The organism is Lysinibacillus sp. ACHW1.5, assembly GCF_022014815.1.
GTDB lineage: Bacteria > Bacillota > Bacilli > Bacillales_A > Planococcaceae > Lysinibacillus > Lysinibacillus capsici.
In genome coordinates, this window is record NZ_CP091777.1 from 2,412,492 (window position 1) to 2,430,634 (window position 18,143).

Sequence of the window (18,143 nt, forward strand, 5' to 3'; positions counted from 1 at the left end):
TACGCAAGAACTATTAACTACTATAAACAGGAGTGAAAAAAATTGTTAGTAAGAAAAATTGATATAAAATCTTTTAGGAAATTTGAAAATCAACAATTGAATTTAGGCAAACGTATTACATGCATTTCAGGTTATAATGCAGTTGGAAAATCTACAATTCTTGGAATATTAGCCAATGCAACTGAATATATAAAGAAAGATGGCACTACATTAGATGATCATCCATTTAAAGTTGAATTAAAAGACATAATAAAGTTCCATCCAGATTTTGATGCCACTAAATCAGATGTCTTTACATTCTATTGGGATAATCCCCCTACTAATAGTGACTACGCTGAACAACTTACTTATAGATCAACCTGGCAAGAAGACAATACTAGATATCGCATTTTACCAAAGAAGACTCGAGAACGAAATACTGAAAAGAAGATAAAGTGGCCTACATTGTATTTAGGGTTGAGTAGACTTTATCCTGTTGGTGAAGTACTTGATGATGAAATTACTCCCAAATCACTTTCAACTGATGACTACTTCTTAAAAAGTACCCATAAAAACATACTTTCTTCTAATGAAGATTATCAAGAGTCTGTTTCTTTAAAAATACAGAATACTAAAAAAAATGGTTTTGGAGTAGTTACTGATAAATATGATGCATTGTCCAATTCAGCTGGGCAAGATAATTTAGGTCAAATTTTAAAAGCAGTATTATCATTTAAAAAGCTAAAAGAAAAAATGGGAGAAGATTGGATTGGTGGACAACTTCTAATTGATGAAATTGATGCTACCCTTCATCCAGCTGCACAAAATAAATTAATTGACTTTTTATTTGAGTTCTCAGGACAAAACAATATTCAAGTTATTTTTACAACACATAGTTTATCTTTACTTGAGCATATTCATGATACATACACAAAATCAGTATCCCAAATCACTTCATTAAACAAGGAATCATTTGTCCAATTTGAAATGGCGTATATTTCAAACGGAACTGGGGAAGCTATTATTCATAGGAATCCTGATATTTCAAAGATTAAGCAGGATTTATTAAATCAATATCAAGGAGTGAATAATAAAATTATTAAAATATATTCCGAGGATGCCGAAGCTAGATGGTTTTTTGAGAAGATATTTTCATATTTAAAAAAGAATGAATATATAACATCAGATCCAATTGCTATTAATCATATAAATGTTTCATTAGGACATATGCAATTATTGAAATTATTGGTAGAAGATTATAACTATTTTTCAAAAGGGATTATTTTACTTGATGGTGATGTATCGGAAGAGACAATTAATGAGGAAATTATAGGAAAAATCCCTTTAAAATTTAAGGATACTTCTAAGAACAACAAAATTATCTTAAAATTGCCTGGTGGAGATAATCCAGAAAAAATATTGTGGGAATATGCTAATTTAATTCCAGAAAATCACAAATTCTACTCACTTACAGGAGATTTTGAGTTTCATAAAAGAGCATTTACTGAAAACGGGCCTTTTTCTCCTGTTTATAATACACAATCGAAAGATAGAGAAAAATATAAAGCATGGTTTAAAAATAACAAGTATTATCTAAACTCTTTAATTGAATATTGGATAGAGGATAATTTTGTTGATGTATTGCATTATATGGAGCAACTAAAATTTGTATACGATTACTCGGCCAGACAAAACGGATATCCAGGTATGCTTTTTATAAAAAAAGATGCCCATCCTTAGACGATATATACTATTATAGTATTGAGGTGATTAAATGGCCACTCTATCCCCCCTTCGTTACCCTGGAGGAAAAGATAAAACATATCAATATGTGAAATATTTGGTACAAAAAAATAACATTACTACTTATATTGAGCCTTTCGCTGGGGGTGCTGCTGTTGCCCTCAGACTTTTACTAAATGGTGACGTTCAAAAAATTATAATAAACGACTATGATAAAAGTATTTATGCTTTATGGCACTCAATCATAACGAATCATAAAGAATTGGTAAAACTAATTGCTTCTACAGAGATTACTATGGATGAATGGTATCGACAAAAAGAAGTACAATTAGACAAAGAAAATGCAGACGAAATATCATTAGCCTTCTCTACTCTCTTTTTAAATCGAACTAATCGAGCTGGGATCATAAAGGCTGGTGTAATCGGTGGCAAAGCTCAAAATGGTAAATACAAATTAGATTGCCGATTTAATAAAAAGGAGATAATTAGAAGAATCAATAATATAGCTGAAAAAGCTGACTGTATTGAAATTTATAATATGGATGCTCGGGAGTTTATAACTACTGTTATTAAAAGAACTAGGAAATCACTTACTTTTTTTGATCCTCCTTATTATGATAAAGGCCCGGATTTATATACCAATTTCTATTCACATGACGATCATGCTGAATTAGCCAATACAATTAAAAATATGATGAGGAATCGTTATTGGATACTAACCTATGATATTGCTGAACAAATTGAAAAAATGTATGAAGGCTTTAAACCTCAAAAATATCATTTAAATTATTCAATAGCCAAACCTACAAAAGGTCAAGAGTTTATTTTCTTTTCAAAGAAAATCGATCCAGGTGATATAAAATCGTATTTGAAAATTATCTAACCCTACTTCCAGATAGTAGGGTTTTGTTATACAATTAAACGGAACATATGTTCCATTTCGTCGTTTTAGGGGTTGGTTTACATGCACTATACACATCTTGAAGATTATGTCCAACAGTTCTACACTCGTTTGGGCATTACAGACCCTACCCTGCTGCATGTTGAAGAAGTGGCTTTTAGAATGGGATTGAAAGTTTTTTATTGGCCAGATAAGAGTCAGGCCTTATTTATTAATGGACGGCATTATATTTTTCTTAATGAAAATCAATCGCCACAGCAACAATGGCAAGACTTTTGCCATGAGCTATCACATGTCTTGTTACATACAGGTGATCAATTTCATATGTATCCCCTATTTCGTGAGTATCAGGAATTCAAGGCTAACAATTTTATGTACCATGCTTGTATTCCCACTTTTATGTTGGAGGCTTTGTCAATACATAATCATACCGAACAAACGATTAAACAAGTGATGCAAATCTTTAACGTAGAATACGATTTTGCTTATAGAAGATTAACACAATATAACAATAAGCAGATTATGCAGAGGTTGCATAATATGGCCTGTCTAAATATGAGATGATGAATATAGGACAGTTCATAAGTGAGTTTAATATAGGTTATCTGCTTCAAATTACTGTGGAAGGAGTGATGTTCTAATTGTCCTTAAACTCTATTCAATGTACCTGTCCGGGTCAGTTAGATAGGAAGTGGACGATATGATTAGAAAGAAACTTAATAGTACTAAAAAGGAAAATATTTATTGGTATTATGATTCAAACAAGAAGAAGAAATTTGCCTACCGTTACAAATTTTATGACCATACTGGAGTACGTAGAGAAAAAACGAGACAAAACTTTAACTCTAGTATCGAAGCTGAAAAAGCATTAACAGCATTAAAAGCTACTGTTTTAAATGGTGGAGAAAAAATAATATTTAATGAAAACATGACAATTGCTCAATGGGTAGATATTTATTTTGATCGTAAAAAATCAAAATGGAAAGGTACCTCCCCTAAAACTTATCGTAATGTAATTGAAATTTACATTAAACCTTATATCGGTAGATATAAGCTATCTCGACTGTCCAAAAGTTTTTACCAATCTGAATTTATTGATAAATTATCTTTAATAGCTGCTCCAAAAAGCATTCAAATGTATCATAATTTTTTCATAGGATGTATTAATGCTGCTGTAGAAGATGATATTTTGGATAAAAACCGCATTGCGAAAGCTGAATTACCTAGGATAGAAAAAATTAATAATGATGAAGTCGAGGGCAATTATTTAGCTCCGACTGAGCTAGAATACTTACTTAAATGTGTAAAGCAATCTTGTGATATTTCAAGATATACTTTAATTTCTATTCTAGCAGCTACTGGTATAAGACGTGGCGAAGCTGGAGGTTTACGTTGGTCCGATATAGATTTTAAGAATAATTTAATTTACATCAATCGTACTCGTGATTTTTATGGGGAGCGCTCGGCCAAAACACTAAACAGTATTCGCTGTATTGATATGACAGAGGTACTAGGTAAACAATTAGATCGTTATAGAAAATGGTGTATCGAAAGAAAATTAATTTTCGGGATTCAACATAGCGAGGATGATCTTGTCTTTATAAGTAAAACATGCAAGCCTCTTAATCAAAATGCAGCTAGATTAACGCTAATCTTAATGCATGAATTATATGACGTTAAACTCATCTCTCCTCATGGTTTACGACACACATTTGCTACCATCTCAATTGCATCCGGTACACCGCCAACAACGATTGCCAAAATCCTTGGTATGACTACTTCTACTCTTTTAAAAACCTACGCCCATTCGTTTGCAGACCGAGAGAAAAAAGCCATGCAAGTTCTTAGTGAAATTGTTAATTTCGATTAAAACACTATCTTTCTTTAAAATGGGGCACTTTTTGGGGCACCAATGAGGTTAGCCCCTCCCCAACCCTTGATAATCAAAGGGTTTATAAAAAAATAACTATAAGCATAACTTATGACCTTGGTTTCTATCCTGATGTTTTTAATTTTTTGATGTGCATACTATCAAGGTTTTGTATTAATGAAGGTTTCTATACCTGTCTAACGAAGTGTATCTAAGCGTATTTAACTGGGGTACGATGTGGGGTACAAACTGGGGTACATGAATTTTTCTTAAAAAACGTACCCCAGTAGAAACTTCACCTGGAAATATATATAATAATAGTAGAAATCATAACAAAAAACATATCTACAACAACTTCTACTTTAGAATTATCATTAGCTACTAGCAAACTATATAGAACCATATTTGTCTTGTAAAGGCAATAAAATATAAAGGGTGATACATATTAGTCATATATAATATGTATCACCTTTATCTTCTTGCTCAACAATGCGCCCGATGGTGGAAGATTTCAATAATTATTTATTATACGTTAGTCTAAGTTAAAAGTTCTATTTTAAACAAATGTACATCATTTTTTTTCTGAAATTCTCTCTTATATCACCTTTATTATTTTCAATCATTTTTAAGTATCTATTATAATAATTTCTAATTTCCGTTGTGAAATTTTTTACATCTACTTTGACATACTCTTTATTTTGATATTTCACTAGCTTTACTACATAATCTTCATTAAAAGTTAATTTACTTTTCCCTTTAGTTTGTGCAGAATGAAGTATTCCGCATCTTATATCTGAATAAAACTTGCCTGCCAAGCTTAAATTAAAGATACGGGGAAATTCGCTTACTAAAAAATCTGAATAACTTCTTTTATTTCCGCCCTCTGTCTCATCCCAACCATTTTTAAATTGAAGAAGCGTTTCAATTAATAAACAATTCAGAGCCATTATTATAAAACCATCTCTCATTAACTCTTCTCTTTGAATTAATTCATCTATTACATTAAAATATCTACCTTGAATTCTATCTTGAAAAATTTCTATAGCTGTATCCCAATTATCATCTGAATTCAAACAAAGCCTTAAATCTAAAAAATCATCCTTAGTATACCTTAATGAAATAAATGATTCATTATTGTACTCCATCAAATCACTCCTTCTATTTTATATTTACCAAAGTTATAATTAAGCGCTTTAAAAACATAATCTCCTTAAAATTATTCATAAAAACTTTATAATTTAATACAAAAAAAATTATACTATAATTTCCTCAAGTCTATTTATAACTAATAATAAATATACCCAAAAAATAATTTGGAACTTCTGTAAAACTTGTAATTTTAATCAAAATTATAAAAGTGGTAAAATTTGTAGAAGAGGGGGCATGAACATGAACGAAGTATTTTTAGAATCTTTACTTAATCAAACTGAACATGAGGGGCTGGACTTCAAAAAAGGCTTATATGTAAAACAAAGCTATGAAGAATTACTAAAAGATGTATTAGCAATGGCTAATGCAAAAATAAAAGGTTCAAGATATATTGTATTTGGTGTGAAAGAAAATGCACTGCAAATTAAAGAAATATTTGAGCTTAGCAATCCAGTTGATGCAGCTACTTATCAGGAGATTGTATTAGAAAATATTGAACCACAATTAATCTGCAATCTTACGTATATAAGCTACCAAGAAAAACGATTGGCTATACTTGAAATCACCGAGCCTAAAGAGCAGCCCTATTTAATGAAAAAAAAATACGGTTCTCTACATAAAGGCTTTTGTTATGTAAGAAAAGGTAGTAAAAATGAACATGCGACAAGAGCAGATTTCGATTATTTCTTTAAACAAGGGCAATTTGAAATACATATTCTTGATAAATATTTGGCCGCTGTTGATTCAGAAAGTGGGCATGCTAGTTTGGAGTGTTCGTTTAGAAACTGTACAGAATTTCCGATTTCTATTCGTTCTGCCTTTTTAGAAGTTTGGGACAATAAACAAGTAAGAACTATTCACCGTTTATATGGTTTCGACAAAAATCATATAGGTGCAGATTTCCGCCTTTCTATTCCTGCAATGACCGAGATTACGGATTACTTTGCCTTTGGTTTTACTTCAAATGATTGTTTAATCCTTGAGATGAACGAATATGGATATACCAATCTCCCTTTAAATTTTAAACTATATGTCTATGATACTCTTGATAACGAGTATTATGTTGAAGTTGAAAATTGTCGGGTGATGGCAAAAGGAAAATTCCTTTGGAAAATAAACTCAAAAAATAACTACTTCTAAAAAGAAAGTCCAATAAATTATTAAGGGATGAAACGATTGTAATTTAGGATATCAAATCGCAAAATTTGCAAAGGATGATTCGCACAATAATTCACATCAAAATGGCTTGGAGGAAAAATCCGAGCCATTTCTAGTGTTTACACTGTTATAATCGAAATCAACCATTTTATTTTCCAATTTATAAAACTACTTAGGTAAAACTCCAAAATAGAAGTATTATATTTACCTTTGTTGTTATTTACTGTATAATTGGAATAATTAAATGATAGCGTACTGGGAAAACCCCAATACTAGACTCATAATGAGCGGTATTGGGGTTTTTTCATACTTACCTGTTATTAGATTGGAGGTGAATGTATAGTGATAGCTGCAACAATTATATTTTGTATATTACTGATCATTTTTGCCATACAGACGGTAGCATTAACAATATGTGGGCGCATGTTGTACTTAAATTTGAAGCACAATACTAAGAGTTACAAGCATATAATAATCGCTTTAGCCTGCTTTTTATTTTTAGGTGAAGTATCTGATTGGGTAATGGCTATCCCATTATAATATTAAAGAAAGGCCAAAACGCGATATATAGCTGTCTTGGTCTTTTTATCATTCTACCTCGTACAATTTTGTTTTTTTTGCTATCATCATTATAGACTAGCTTCAAATTTAACATATCTGCTATTTCTCGTACTTGTACATAGGTCCTACCATCTACAATCTTTGCAGGAATCATCTTCGCATCATTCAACATGACTTTTGTTTCTAAAGGTTTACCCACGTTGACTATCTCCTTTTCAATTCCATTTTTTTATATCTAACTTAAATTGTGTCTCTGATATTCCCATACTCTCCAGATATGAATACGGTTCTCTATGTGTTGTACCTTATAAATTGTCAGTAATCCATCTATGGGACTTGATACCATTACCACTACCATCAAGTACAGGTATTCCAGCATCTTTATCAAGCTTTCTCAAAAGCCAAATATACTTATTTCACGCATTGCGTTAACTTGTTCACCTTGGGCTGCTGTTAACGTTTCTAAATTTTCCATTAGTTTTTGTTCACTTTTGGCAGAATTCCAAAAAACATAAACTACTAAACAAATACACATAATTGACCATACTACTTGTGAATTTACTACCTGACTTGCTGCTGTTACTGGATCCTTTACATCACCAATCCTTTGCCCTATTTAAAATAAAAAGCCATGAGAAGCATCGAGATTCCGTAACATGTACCGTTGCCCATCTCGATTGCTCTCATAACATAAAAACCCATTATTTATTAATTCATATTTAATGTAAATATTCACTCTTATTTCTCGTATTATGTTATCAACGAAAAATAAAAAAAACCACCATATTTAACCATTTTATTTTTCGAAATAAATTAAAGCGACGGAGGTCAATTTTTTATGAAAAAACCACCATATGGAATTACCGAACAAGATTTTTTTGCTGGACCATGCATCGATTTTTATCGACAAGTTTTATACAGTTTACCTAATCATCAAGCTATGATGAAGTGGACATATGATTATGCAGTTTTTCTAAAGAATAACTGTCCACTAATCCATAAAGATAGAACTATTCAAGCTATCTACATTCACCTTGTTTATATGGATAACCTTCTAGAAGGTGTTCAACCTAAATATTCTCAAAAGGACTCTGATTTTGCTGGTTGGAAACCAAGAAATGGGTATGTTGGACTTAATCCAATAACATCAAAAGTCCCTTATCTTTAAGTAGGTTAATAAGGTGTCAGTTAGTCAAATAACTGGCACCTTAAAATTCTAATTTTGTGATTTTTTCGTACTCTTCAGGTGTAATCTTACCATAAGGATTTGCATCTGTTTTAACTGCAATTCGTAGTTGTTCAGCTGTTACCCACTTAAACATGAAAGCGATTTGCCAAAACTTCATCATCCCCCACCACCTTTCATTGAAATGACATCTAATTTTAGTTGTGTAAGCTGAGAGCCAAGGTTATTGATCAGGAGGTCCTTTTAAATGCCTTTAATCTTATCCTGTATTAGTTGTTCACCTAATTCCATGACTTGCTCTTCGGTTGTGGGTATCGATCCAACCTTTTCTAGTGGACCTAATTCTCCGTTAGGTAGCCTTTTCTTCCTACTATTATTCCAACACTCCCCATACTAAATAGATTTTATCGTCTATATTTACAATAGCTCTAGAAGTAGTCAGTTTAAGAATGATATTATCCTTCGGTTCTACAGTTTCATGGTAATATTCATCTTCAACAATCCCCTCTCAGACCTCTACAATGTATTCGGGTTAGCTTCAAGTTATATATATATTGCTCCTGCTCGCCAGCCAATGTCATGGATAACTCAACCGTTAAATCAAGGTCTTCATCCCGTTGTATCCAAATTAAAACGCCTCTTGTGGAACCTTTAGGAGGGGAGATTTTATACCTCGCTACAGATTGCAAAATAGGCGTGTTTACAGTGTTTTTATTAAGTTTTATCGTCTTACTTGTTTTAGCATTATAATTATCAATTATGTATCCTTTTTATGAGAGTCCTATCTGTAACAGTTAACGAAATATAGAGTTTGAAGTCCTCTACACGAGAATCTGTATGGCTCATACCTTTTGCATAGGCTTGATAGTTATCAATTGTTACTGGCTCATTAGGATGACCGTCAGTAACGGGCTTAGAACGTGCAGAACGTATTGTACGGTCACTAAAGATTTCGTCAGGCTATTTTGCTCCATCTGAACTTTCCATCTTGTCGTTGATACGAAACACCAGGGCGAGTAATCGGTACATTGACCGTTAAATACCCTTCTGGTGTTTCCATGTAATCTTTTATATATGATGTGTCATAGCGTTATAGTTTCAACGTTTCACCCCTTTCTAAAATTTAAAGTTCAAGCTTCTTCGAAGAGTTGCTAAAAAGAGGTATTTAAAAAAATTGTCAATTAACCTATTTCCAATAAATAAAAAAACCACTCAAAAGAGTAGTCTATTTATTTAAAACTTTATATAATTTCTTACATAATTTTAATGCTTTATACGCTTCTTTACTCGCTTCGGTTTTACCATCAAGCAGATAAGTTATTAACGGAGATACCATGTTATCAGCATTTGCTTGATGTGTGTTTATATTCTTCAAAGCTCTAGTATTATTAATTTTATCTATCAATTTTTCATCTAAAAGGTTATTTTCTTTACATACTTTTAAAAAATCATTCAAACTTAAACCTCTAACATATTGAGCCTTAAATTCTACTTTTAAAAGTTTTTCTATAAATGAAGCTGCCATAATTTGAGAAGAATGATTACTTCCTATAATGTAATTATCTATTGCTTCTGATAATGTTACTTTTAAATTATTATTAACACTTGAGTCTGTAACCAATCTTTTTGTTGTTAATTTATTTATATCCTTGACTTTTTTTCGTCGTACTTTTTGTGCTTTTTTATTTAACATATGTATCCCTCCACTCAGTATAAGGGATATTTTAACATACATTACAGTTAATCATCATCAAAAACTGGAATAGCCACACACCTACAACGATAATCCTCATCAGGCAATACCACTCTTCCATTTACAGTAGGTGGATCATCATATGAAAATACCTTTCCGCTAAGCCTTTTATGCGTATCTCGTACTCGTTCATCAGCTGAATCATACCATTCGAATTTTTCAATACCTATATTCTGATGACGTTGAGCTGTCATTTGCCCTAAGATAGAGCCTGCTTGGTCAACAGCTAAGAATTGCGCTCTACTTTCAGCAACATCTACTCGTTCTAGTATGGACTCACGTATCTGTTTGATAGATTGCCCTTCTTGAACACCATCTCGAACGACATCCTCAACCTCTCTCCGATAATCTTCTTCAATGTTTTTGATGTAATTCACATTGTCTTTGATTTTATTGACTATGAATGTCTCTAACCAAGGTTCTCGTTGTGCCAGATCAATCCCTCTTACAACGAGTTGTTTAGCAATATTATGTCTATTAAACCGATTAACGATATTTACAAATCTTTTAGCTGCTGAAAGCTTTCTCCGCTCACTGAACGACTTAGAAGCTTTATTCGCTAATACTTTAAACATTCGTTTGATATTGTCGAATATCCCAACACCTAAGTATTCTATTGAGTCCTGTCTTTGAACGTTTAACAATGGCACTACATACTTTTCAAACTGCTTTAAGGTTTCATCTCCCAACTCAAGAATCATTTTTCGGATGTCGCGACTGTACGTAACGGCTGCTGCATCTGGGAAACGTGTTATCGGAACCTTTTTACTCATGGCGGTCATGATACCCTTTGTATACTTTAACAGCAAGGTTCTTCAAATCAGCTTCATCTCCACTTCATTTAAGAGATCTGACAACCCAAACTGACCAAAGCATGCCTCGCGGATTTCATCAGCAGTAATAATATTATTGAGTAAGTAAATCTGGTCAATTTCAGCAACTAACTTGCGTATTTCAGCATCTGTTTTAGCATCAACGTTCCAAAGAGGGTTAAATTGTATTTCTCACTCTAATGATTCAGGGTTAATACGTCCTCCTAGCTCCTTTTCGGCCATTAATAACATACGAATCAGCTTTTCTAGATGGGGTTTTTCATATCATTCTCTTGATCTGCTACGATCATCAGGGCAAAAGAAAAAGACTTCCTAAGATGGCTTCATAAATTTTGATTCTTTTTTCTTTATCTATAAACGCAATTAACCAAAAGCAGTCCAAGCTATAAACAATCCAAAAATCACACTAGTAATTACAATAATCGGCACCAAAAGAAGACCTACATATTTTAATCTCTTATCCCCTACATTCTTCCTAAAACCAAATAACCCTAACATAAAGCTCAGAATGAAACAAAGTATCCCTGTAGCAAAAAATACATAAAAAAGTGTTAACTGCATAACGGAATAGTTTTCCATTCCCCTTTGTATCGCGGCGATGCCTGATGCGATAAATAATAGTATACCGATAACCCCAAGAATTATTGAATACATAGAAAATTTATTCATAAGAACACTCCTTCAGTATTATTAGCAAGAACGAACTTACAGTCACATAATCCCCTTACACACTATAATAATCAGGAAGGGAATAATTTGGAACCATATACTACAAACCCCACTTTCAAAACCACACCTAACTCCACCCCATCGGTTACTAGTACATGCCAGCGCTCCTTGGTATCTAATCTTCCTGAGATACTTGGTCACCCGTAAACCAGTCCATTTTATTTGTATGGCTGTTTGATGCAGTTTTCAAAGCAAAATAAAAAGCCTCAACTCATATTGAGTGCGACTTTTGTATCTATGTATTATTCATTCTTTAACTTTGTTGAAATGTAAATTTCAATTCATTCCCCATCCGCCACTTACCTTTATCTGTTAAGGTTAGATTGATAAATCCAAATTTGTCTTCATCAGAATAATCATCTCCTTGTATATACCCGAAGCTTATTAACATGTATATCCCTTGTAGTTCTTCTCTTGGTACATCATTAATTTTGTTACTAAAAAGAATTTCAGTTCTTCCATTTTTAACTTCTTCTAACATTTTCATTTCCACATCATTCATCTCAAATATTCTAAGCACCTTTAACACCCCCAATATACCTATATATATTATAAGGCAAATGGAATGTATTGTAATTACAAGAAATATAAAACACAATAAAAAGCCTCGATCCGAAGATGAAAACTTTGATATTATGGTAGTGCTCTTTTCCTGCTCGTGGTAGAGCGCACCACGTTATTCCTGTAACGAATTGTGTTTAGTGCATTTTCTTGCACTTGTAGTAAGTTTGACTGACATTATGAAAAATGGACGAAGTTCACATATAAACCACTCCTTTCAAAATTCGAACTATACTAATTTATAAATACAAAAAGCCCACCTTATTAGATGTGACTCGCAATAAAACCGTTATGTCAATCTTAAAATTACAATAGACGCGCTGATAACTGAACTACCACCAGCTGTAGTATTTAATAAAGATACGGGAGTGTTTTAATATTCCTTAAAGTAAGAACATCCAAAGCATTTAAAGTCGTGATCACTACCAATAGGTTGTTGTGGTACCTGTACTCCTTGATGGACATTCTTGTTATTACAACTTACCTCCCAATCTTCATGAATTCTGCTAACTCTATTATTAGTTGGCTCTTTTTCACTTCTATTGAGATTGTCGAAACGCATTTTATCATCCTCTTTGTTTTATTACATTATTCAATGAGGGATAAATGAAATAGACAATTTTACTAAACCTGAATGTAATAAATAGCTATCATAAATAAATAAAAGACCACTATATTAAGTGATCTTTGAACAAGGGAATGATTTATTTTTATACATATTATTCTTAACAAAACAAGTAAACTGGCGCATTGCCTTATCTCTAAAAAAATATAGGCCAGCCATGTATGTCATGCTCTGAACTAATTTGCTTGGCGCAGGTAGGTACTCCGTCTGGCTTTCCCTAATAATTCAGCTCCTTTAAATACCAAAGGAGGAAAACCCTGCTGAACCGTTCTATCTCCCATTTTACAAGATAAATTTTTTTACTACCTAATTTGTAAGGTATATAATGTTTGTAACATATATCACATCTAAACATTTATTCGTTTATTATTTCTCAATACTATTGCAAGCATTGAGTATGTAATTCATGAACTGGATAGTATCATCAATACGTTGTTTTTTTGATCTATAATAACGTATGTGTAATCCTTCTCTAATACTAATAGCTTCTTTTATAAGGTTATGCCATCTTTCTGGTATATGATTGATTGCATATTTACTAGCATCTACCTTTGAAACGATATCATATTCTCTAAGTGTATAAAATTGACGTAACATCCCTGTAACAGACCACTCTACTTCCATATCGACAATTTTATTTGGTAACAGAAGAGCTAGGGTCTTATATTTTTTTAATGTCTTTAATCGATTTAACCAATAGGTATTCATATTATCTAAAACATAATCAATTAATATACTTTCATCAACATTAAACACTAGTGTGGTAACATCTGTACCCTTTATAGTGATTCCTTTGGTTTTTAAAATCCACCAAGTAATAGGGTTAGTACCATCATTACTCCATTTTGTTTTACCTTCATTTACGTATAAACAATTCTCTATCTCAGATTGTTTCTTACCAACATCTTTATCTAGTAAATAACACCCATCCATTACTGTTTTCTTATATTTTTGATTTAAGTTTTCATGAAGATCAGATATTATTTTCACATCTGATTCAGTTAGGGATCGATTTACAACAGCAATAAAGTCAATATCACTAGAACCTTCTATGTAAGCATGAAGAGCAATTGAACCATGTAAATATAATGCATCCAGTGTATTAGGAATTTGATTTTCAAATAACGATAAATATTCATTTAAAAAACTTTGAACTTGGATAGAAACTTTAGAATCCACAGAAACTCTCCTTATAATTCTAATCAATACTTATTTTACTAAATAAATAATATAATTCTCTTTTCATTATGAAGATATTCTTTTTTTTATTCGACACTTTTTAAATTAGGAATAGTATACTTTTTCTACTTTATATAATGTCTGCTCGATAGTGGAGCAGAGAACGGCATCCGCTTTGTAAAATTTAACTCGAAAGTATAAACTTTTCAAAAAGTTCTTTATATTATTTTTTTGCTTAAAGGCAGGGAGAAATTCTGAATTTTTCTCCACATCACCAAAACTTTGAATCCACTGCTCTACACAAGTCTGACTAAGTATTTTTCTATTTAAAACACTAATTATGGATTTGACCATTCTCTCATCTTCCCCATCGGAGTAAATTCGCTCTGTTATAGTCATCTTTTCGTAAACCAAATCGAGGATAGTTAAGAGGTCGCTTTTATCCAGTTCGGAACATTGAGCCAAATCATCTAAAACATCTGCTGCATGGGCTATGGCATGAGCCCAGCCTTTTTCTTCATCATACCCACGGTAATCTCGCTCTTCTTGTACATTGTAAAATACTTTCTCTTTTATGTGATGAATTTGCTCTCTTGAGAGAAATGGTGATTCTCTATGCCTCGTTAAGAGGAGCGGTATGACTAGCATGGAGAAAGACCGAGTGAAGACAGAGTCTGTATTTGTTTCACCGAGCTTAAAAAGCAAATGGTTTTTATCCAAAACAACCGGTAAAAGTTGTTCTAGTTCGTTTGCGGTGAGAGATTTATCAGGAATCCAGTGTGATAAGGTTGTATAAATTAGCTCATCACGTAGTTGGGCATTCAAAGAGCCAATGTTATTTATCATTTCTAGTATCAACTGAAATCTATCGGGAGGTACTTGGTACCCATTTTCTTTTATTAATATCAACTTTTCTTTTAAATTCATTTTACACGCTCCTATTAGAAAAATTTGTTTGAAATCAACCCTTTATTGATTAGTAAAGTATTCAACTTACGCCTTTTCTTAATTCGCTCAGTTTTTCTACAACAAAATCATTCAAATCTTTTAGTAATTTATTTGAATCCTTTATGTAATACTTATTATGCCATCGGAACGTTTCTTCTAGTTCATTTAAATTACCTATCGAATCTAAACTATTAATTATTATTTCGATATTCCGATTAATTGTATGTTCGTAACCATTAATTTGGTCTGATAAAATTCCGATGTAAATATTTTCTATTAAAGTATTTAAACAAACCATTAATTCGTTTCGCAGTTTTTCGATTTTCAGATTGTTTTTGACCAAATCCCTTTTAGCCCTATCATAAATTTCGTCATCTTTACGTTTTAAAGAAAATCTATCCTCATATGTGTTAATTATTAGTAATTCTGAAATTATCCATTATTTTTTTGTAGATTTGAGTAGATTTTATAATTTCATGGTTCAACGCTTCTGCTTTGGTAAGAATTAATGCAATGTAATCTCTATCCCTTGCCTGCTTATCTTGTTTTTTTAACGAATCCTCCACTGATTTTTTGTTTGCTTCGATAATGAAAGAAGTAGTTACAATTACGCCTACCATTCCTATTATCCCACCCACTATACTACCTATAAGTCCATTATCAACTTTTAATCCATTGATCAATATTGTATCAATTACGAATGATGTCCCTAAAATTAGGACAACAAAAAATATGATTCCAATAAAAATGTTTTTAATTTTATCTGAGGTTATTTAACCTCCCACTAAATCATAATCTGAGAGATAATAAATTGGAACAATTTTCTACAAATTCCACTTTCAAAACATCACCAACCCCTGCCATCTCAACTCATAGCGTTTTGGCTGTTTGATGCTGTTTTCAAAGCAAAAGAAAAAGGTGTGACCTTTAATATTGTTTTACATTAGATTCGCTTTATGGAATTTCCTTCTAATTACTTTTGCAATGGATTCATATTTGGTAATTCCATTTTCTATTAGTGTTAATTTCGGAAGTGTAAAGTAAATTATTATTGCAGAAGTAATTCCAATAAGAGCACCTACCATTACATCTAATGGATAATGAACTCCTACCCAAATACGTGAAATTCCGACTAATATAGCCAGCAAAATCCATAGAATCCATTTTCCTTTTTTAAATAACCAAAATGTATCTTTAAACCATCGTAAAAGGTGACAATTAATTGCTTAAGCTAACATTATTGTCACTTTGATTTGAAAGCCTTTATGATTAGTTGTATCAATTGCTCGTTTCTGACATGCACGTACAAGTGAACGTGTTTATTTTACATATTCATAATGTATATTGACTCAATCTGAATAGTGAAATATTTACCAGTTTATGTTATCCTTATATAAATTATTAGGAAGCCTCGGGGGTTGTTATGTGTTGAAAATACATTCTACAAATAGATTTATCATATTTATTTTTGGCATTACTTTGATGATAACTGGATTAGGAAGATTATCTGGTTTCTTTGAATATGATTCAGTTATTCCAGATCAATCTGTTGCACTACTATACATATCTATGGGCGTTTTTGTAATGTTCATTTCTTACTTTGTCAAACCCAAAAAAGAAAAAGGTTAATAATTTACCATTCCATATCTTTCAAGCATGTTCCTCATATTGTGTAGTTAGAAACTGTATCCAACCATCCTTGAAATATCTCTTTAATTCTCTTTTCCTAACAACCGTTTCTTTATTGTTATTTACTAATCTTACATACTTACTATTTTTTGTTAGCATGAAAGTATAACTTTCGTATGTTTTAACTTTAAAACCTATGGTATAGGTTCTACGATACTCTAATTTGCTAGGTAGCCAGCCTAGTTTATGCCGTAATATAAATGGTTTCATAAAACATACTCCTTTATTATAAATTCATATAATTTACTGACAGCCCATATTGACTTTCGCACTTTAGTACTTCCTCCATCAACCTCAATTACTCCTATTGTACAATAATCAAACCGAACCATATTTTCAAATATTACTTAATCATGTTATCATTTTGTAAGTTATTACCTAAATATCAGGGTTGTTATAAAATGAAAACACATTCTAAAATTGGACATATCATATTTGTTTTAGGCATCTTATCGCTTTCAATCGGATCAGCGAGATTAACAGGTGCCCTAGAATACAATTCATTTATTTCAAATAAATCTGTTGCAATACTTTTCATTGCTATAGGGGTTTCTGTTATGTTCATTTCATTCTTTGTAAAACCTCTAAAAGTTAAATAACTTTACAGAACAATATCTTTTAAATATCTAACTCCAATTGACCTGTTATTTCTTTTCTTGTACATGATCATTCCAAGCAAGTTGATAATTACTTGCTATCAGAGTTAGCTGGAACAAATTTAAAAGCCTCTAACAGTCAAGTTGCAAACTACGTTTTAAAAAGACCATTAACGATATAACCAGTACTCATATTATTTTATAAGTGACCTGACTTTACTGAGAAAGTGAATTAATATCTTTATTACGAATATGAACAACTCCTGTATTACTAACTTTTATATTCACTTCTGTAATGCCTCTTTTTAAAATATGTTCTATTGCATATCTAATCTCCCATTCTTTAACCTGACCAAGATCATTTGAAATACTAGCATGGCTGGATTTCTTATTTTCACTATGAATAATGACTGTCCCTTCACATTCATATACCTTTACAACACCACCCATAAAACCAGAAGCAATAGTTACAACATCAACTCTTTCCTTTGTTATATCTCGAAATGCTTTAGTTGGAAAATTATATATTTTCGCCATTTTGACCTCTCCTTCCACGGAACGTTTGTTTGTATTTATATTAGAACAAACATTCGCTCTTTAGCAAGGAGAAATTTATGAAAATATAAAAAGTATGTTATGTAGATTTTTTTGAGATTAACGCTTATTCTATGTACAAATTAATC

21 protein-coding genes are annotated in these 18,143 nt (G+C 31.8%); 7 read left to right on the top strand and 14 right to left on the bottom strand.

The annotated features are described in order from the left end of the window. Positions 1–42: 42 nt before the first annotated feature. From L6W14_RS11990 to L6W14_RS12005, 4 genes are all read left to right on the top strand, one after another. The gene (locus tag L6W14_RS11990; protein ID WP_237898085.1) at positions 43–1,719 is read left to right on the top strand and encodes an AAA family ATPase; all 1,677 of its coding nucleotides are present in this window, start codon (positions 43–45) and stop codon (positions 1,717–1,719) included. A 34-nt stretch (positions 1,720–1,753) separates the two neighbouring features. Beyond that, a complete protein-coding gene (locus L6W14_RS11995; RefSeq protein WP_237898086.1) occupies positions 1,754–2,605 on the top strand; it encodes a DNA adenine methylase in 852 nt (283 codons plus the stop codon). 81 nt (positions 2,606–2,686) lie between these two features. Further along, on the top strand, positions 2,687–3,187 hold the full coding sequence (locus tag L6W14_RS12000) for an ImmA/IrrE family metallo-endopeptidase (RefSeq protein WP_237898087.1): 501 nt from the start codon (positions 2,687–2,689) through the stop codon (positions 3,185–3,187). 136 nt (positions 3,188–3,323) lie between these two features. Then, the gene (locus L6W14_RS12005; protein WP_237898088.1) at positions 3,324–4,493 is read left to right on the top strand and encodes a tyrosine-type recombinase/integrase; all 1,170 of its coding nucleotides are present in this window, start codon (positions 3,324–3,326) and stop codon (positions 4,491–4,493) included. 551 nt (positions 4,494–5,044) lie between these two features. Here the strand turns inward: L6W14_RS12005 and L6W14_RS12010 are convergent. Then, positions 5,045–5,638: a hypothetical protein gene (locus tag L6W14_RS12010; protein WP_131520120.1), complete on the bottom strand. Its 594-nt coding sequence runs from the start codon at positions 5,636–5,638 to the stop codon at positions 5,045–5,047. A 244-nt stretch (positions 5,639–5,882) separates the two neighbouring features. On the opposite strand from L6W14_RS12010, the gene L6W14_RS12015 reads away from it, so the two are divergent. Further along, positions 5,883–6,782, top strand: coding sequence for an AlbA family DNA-binding domain-containing protein (locus L6W14_RS12015; protein ID WP_193767323.1), 900 nt, complete (start codon positions 5,883–5,885; stop codon positions 6,780–6,782). 544 nt (positions 6,783–7,326) lie between these two features. Here the strand turns inward: L6W14_RS12015 and L6W14_RS12020 are convergent. Continuing rightward, positions 7,327–7,560, bottom strand: a complete 234-nt coding sequence (locus L6W14_RS12020; protein WP_131520118.1) for a hypothetical protein — start codon at positions 7,558–7,560, stop codon at positions 7,327–7,329. 639 nt (positions 7,561–8,199) lie between these two features. On the opposite strand from L6W14_RS12020, the gene L6W14_RS12025 reads away from it, so the two are divergent. Further along, on the top strand, positions 8,200–8,529 hold the full coding sequence (locus L6W14_RS12025; RefSeq protein WP_131520117.1) for a hypothetical protein: 330 nt from the start codon (positions 8,200–8,202) through the stop codon (positions 8,527–8,529). Positions 8,530–8,569: 40 nt separating this feature from the next. Here the strand turns inward: L6W14_RS12025 and L6W14_RS12030 are convergent, their stop codons facing one another. The 10 genes from L6W14_RS12030 to L6W14_RS12070 form a co-directional block, all read right to left on the bottom strand. Then, positions 8,570–8,710, bottom strand: a complete 141-nt coding sequence (locus L6W14_RS12030; RefSeq protein ID WP_371824151.1) for an XkdX family protein — start codon at positions 8,708–8,710, stop codon at positions 8,570–8,572. A 590-nt stretch (positions 8,711–9,300) separates the two neighbouring features. Beyond that, positions 9,301–9,498: a DUF2213 domain-containing protein gene (locus tag L6W14_RS23190; protein WP_131520395.1), complete on the bottom strand. Its 198-nt coding sequence runs from the start codon at positions 9,496–9,498 to the stop codon at positions 9,301–9,303. Between the two features lie 274 nt (positions 9,499–9,772). After that, complete coding sequence (locus L6W14_RS12035; protein ID WP_131520116.1) at positions 9,773–10,240, bottom strand: hypothetical protein; 468 nt, start codon at positions 10,238–10,240, stop codon at positions 9,773–9,775. 47 nt (positions 10,241–10,287) lie between these two features. Continuing rightward, positions 10,288–11,073 (bottom strand): minor capsid protein, encoded by a 786-nt coding sequence (locus tag L6W14_RS12040; protein ID WP_237898089.1) that lies wholly within the window; start codon positions 11,071–11,073, stop codon positions 10,288–10,290. A 423-nt stretch (positions 11,074–11,496) separates the two neighbouring features. Continuing rightward, positions 11,497–11,802, bottom strand: a complete 306-nt coding sequence (locus L6W14_RS12045) for a hypothetical protein (RefSeq protein WP_131520114.1) — start codon at positions 11,800–11,802, stop codon at positions 11,497–11,499. Between the two features lie 313 nt (positions 11,803–12,115). Then, positions 12,116–12,382 (bottom strand): hypothetical protein, encoded by a 267-nt coding sequence (locus L6W14_RS12050; RefSeq protein ID WP_237898090.1) that lies wholly within the window; start codon positions 12,380–12,382, stop codon positions 12,116–12,118. A gap of 1,032 nt (positions 12,383–13,414) precedes the next feature. Beyond that, positions 13,415–14,227 (bottom strand): aminoglycoside adenylyltransferase domain-containing protein, encoded by an 813-nt coding sequence (locus L6W14_RS12055; RefSeq protein WP_237898091.1) that lies wholly within the window; start codon positions 14,225–14,227, stop codon positions 13,415–13,417. Positions 14,228–14,332: 105 nt separating this feature from the next. Continuing rightward, positions 14,333–15,154, bottom strand: a complete 822-nt coding sequence (locus L6W14_RS12060; protein WP_237898092.1) for a DUF2785 domain-containing protein — start codon at positions 15,152–15,154, stop codon at positions 14,333–14,335. 431 nt (positions 15,155–15,585) lie between these two features. Then, positions 15,586–15,795 carry a hypothetical protein gene (locus L6W14_RS12065; protein WP_237898093.1) on the bottom strand — a complete coding sequence of 70 codons (210 nt, stop codon included), beginning with the start codon at positions 15,793–15,795 and terminating at the stop codon, positions 15,586–15,588. Positions 15,796–16,113: 318 nt separating this feature from the next. Beyond that, positions 16,114–16,323, bottom strand: coding sequence for a phosphatase PAP2 family protein (locus L6W14_RS12070; protein ID WP_371824152.1), 210 nt, complete (start codon positions 16,321–16,323; stop codon positions 16,114–16,116). A 277-nt stretch (positions 16,324–16,600) separates the two neighbouring features. Here L6W14_RS12070 and L6W14_RS12075 point away from each other — a divergent pair, with 277 nt between their 5' ends. Next, a complete protein-coding gene (locus L6W14_RS12075) occupies positions 16,601–16,804 on the top strand; it encodes a hypothetical protein (protein ID WP_227744867.1) in 204 nt (67 codons plus the stop codon). A 21-nt stretch (positions 16,805–16,825) separates the two neighbouring features. Here the strand turns inward: L6W14_RS12075 and L6W14_RS12080 are convergent, their stop codons facing one another. Both L6W14_RS12080 and L6W14_RS12085 read right to left on the bottom strand, forming a co-directional pair. Next, on the bottom strand, positions 16,826–17,074 hold the full coding sequence (locus L6W14_RS12080) for a hypothetical protein (RefSeq protein ID WP_237898094.1): 249 nt from the start codon (positions 17,072–17,074) through the stop codon (positions 16,826–16,828). Positions 17,075–17,676: 602 nt separating this feature from the next. After that, the gene (locus tag L6W14_RS12085) at positions 17,677–17,997 is read right to left on the bottom strand and encodes a DUF1827 family protein (protein WP_048392662.1); all 321 of its coding nucleotides are present in this window, start codon (positions 17,995–17,997) and stop codon (positions 17,677–17,679) included. Positions 17,998–18,143 lie beyond the last annotated feature (146 nt).

Excerpts from the sequence above, each read along its gene's own strand:
- L6W14_RS12030 (WP_371824151.1), bottom strand. The coding sequence starts at position 8,710 with ATGATGAAGTTTTGGCAAATCGCTTTCATGTTTAAGTGGGTAACAGCT.
- L6W14_RS12085 (WP_048392662.1), bottom strand. The coding sequence starts at position 17,997 with ATGGCGAAAATATATAATTTTCCAACTAAAGCATTTCGAGATATAACA.
- L6W14_RS12035 (WP_131520116.1), bottom strand. The coding sequence starts at position 10,240 with ATGTTAAATAAAAAAGCACAAAAAGTACGACGAAAAAAAGTCAAGGAT.
- L6W14_RS12005 (WP_237898088.1), top strand. The coding sequence starts at position 3,324 with ATGATTAGAAAGAAACTTAATAGTACTAAAAAGGAAAATATTTATTGG.
- L6W14_RS12040 (WP_237898089.1), bottom strand. The coding sequence starts at position 11,073 with ATGAGTAAAAAGGTTCCGATAACACGTTTCCCAGATGCAGCAGCCGTT.
- L6W14_RS11995 (WP_237898086.1), top strand. The coding sequence starts at position 1,754 with ATGGCCACTCTATCCCCCCTTCGTTACCCTGGAGGAAAAGATAAAACA.
- L6W14_RS12045 (WP_131520114.1), bottom strand. The coding sequence starts at position 11,802 with ATGAATAAATTTTCTATGTATTCAATAATTCTTGGGGTTATCGGTATA.
- L6W14_RS12080 (WP_237898094.1), bottom strand. The coding sequence starts at position 17,074 with ATGAAACCATTTATATTACGGCATAAACTAGGCTGGCTACCTAGCAAA.
- L6W14_RS12065 (WP_237898093.1), bottom strand. The coding sequence starts at position 15,795 with ATGGTAGGCGTAATTGTAACTACTTCTTTCATTATCGAAGCAAACAAA.
- L6W14_RS12015 (WP_193767323.1), top strand. The coding sequence starts at position 5,883 with ATGAACGAAGTATTTTTAGAATCTTTACTTAATCAAACTGAACATGAG.
- L6W14_RS12010 (WP_131520120.1), bottom strand. The coding sequence starts at position 5,638 with ATGGAGTACAATAATGAATCATTTATTTCATTAAGGTATACTAAGGAT.
- L6W14_RS12000 (WP_237898087.1), top strand. The coding sequence starts at position 2,687 with ATGCACTATACACATCTTGAAGATTATGTCCAACAGTTCTACACTCGT.
- L6W14_RS12060 (WP_237898092.1), bottom strand. The coding sequence starts at position 15,154 with ATGAATTTAAAAGAAAAGTTGATATTAATAAAAGAAAATGGGTACCAA.
- L6W14_RS12025 (WP_131520117.1), top strand. The coding sequence starts at position 8,200 with ATGAAAAAACCACCATATGGAATTACCGAACAAGATTTTTTTGCTGGA.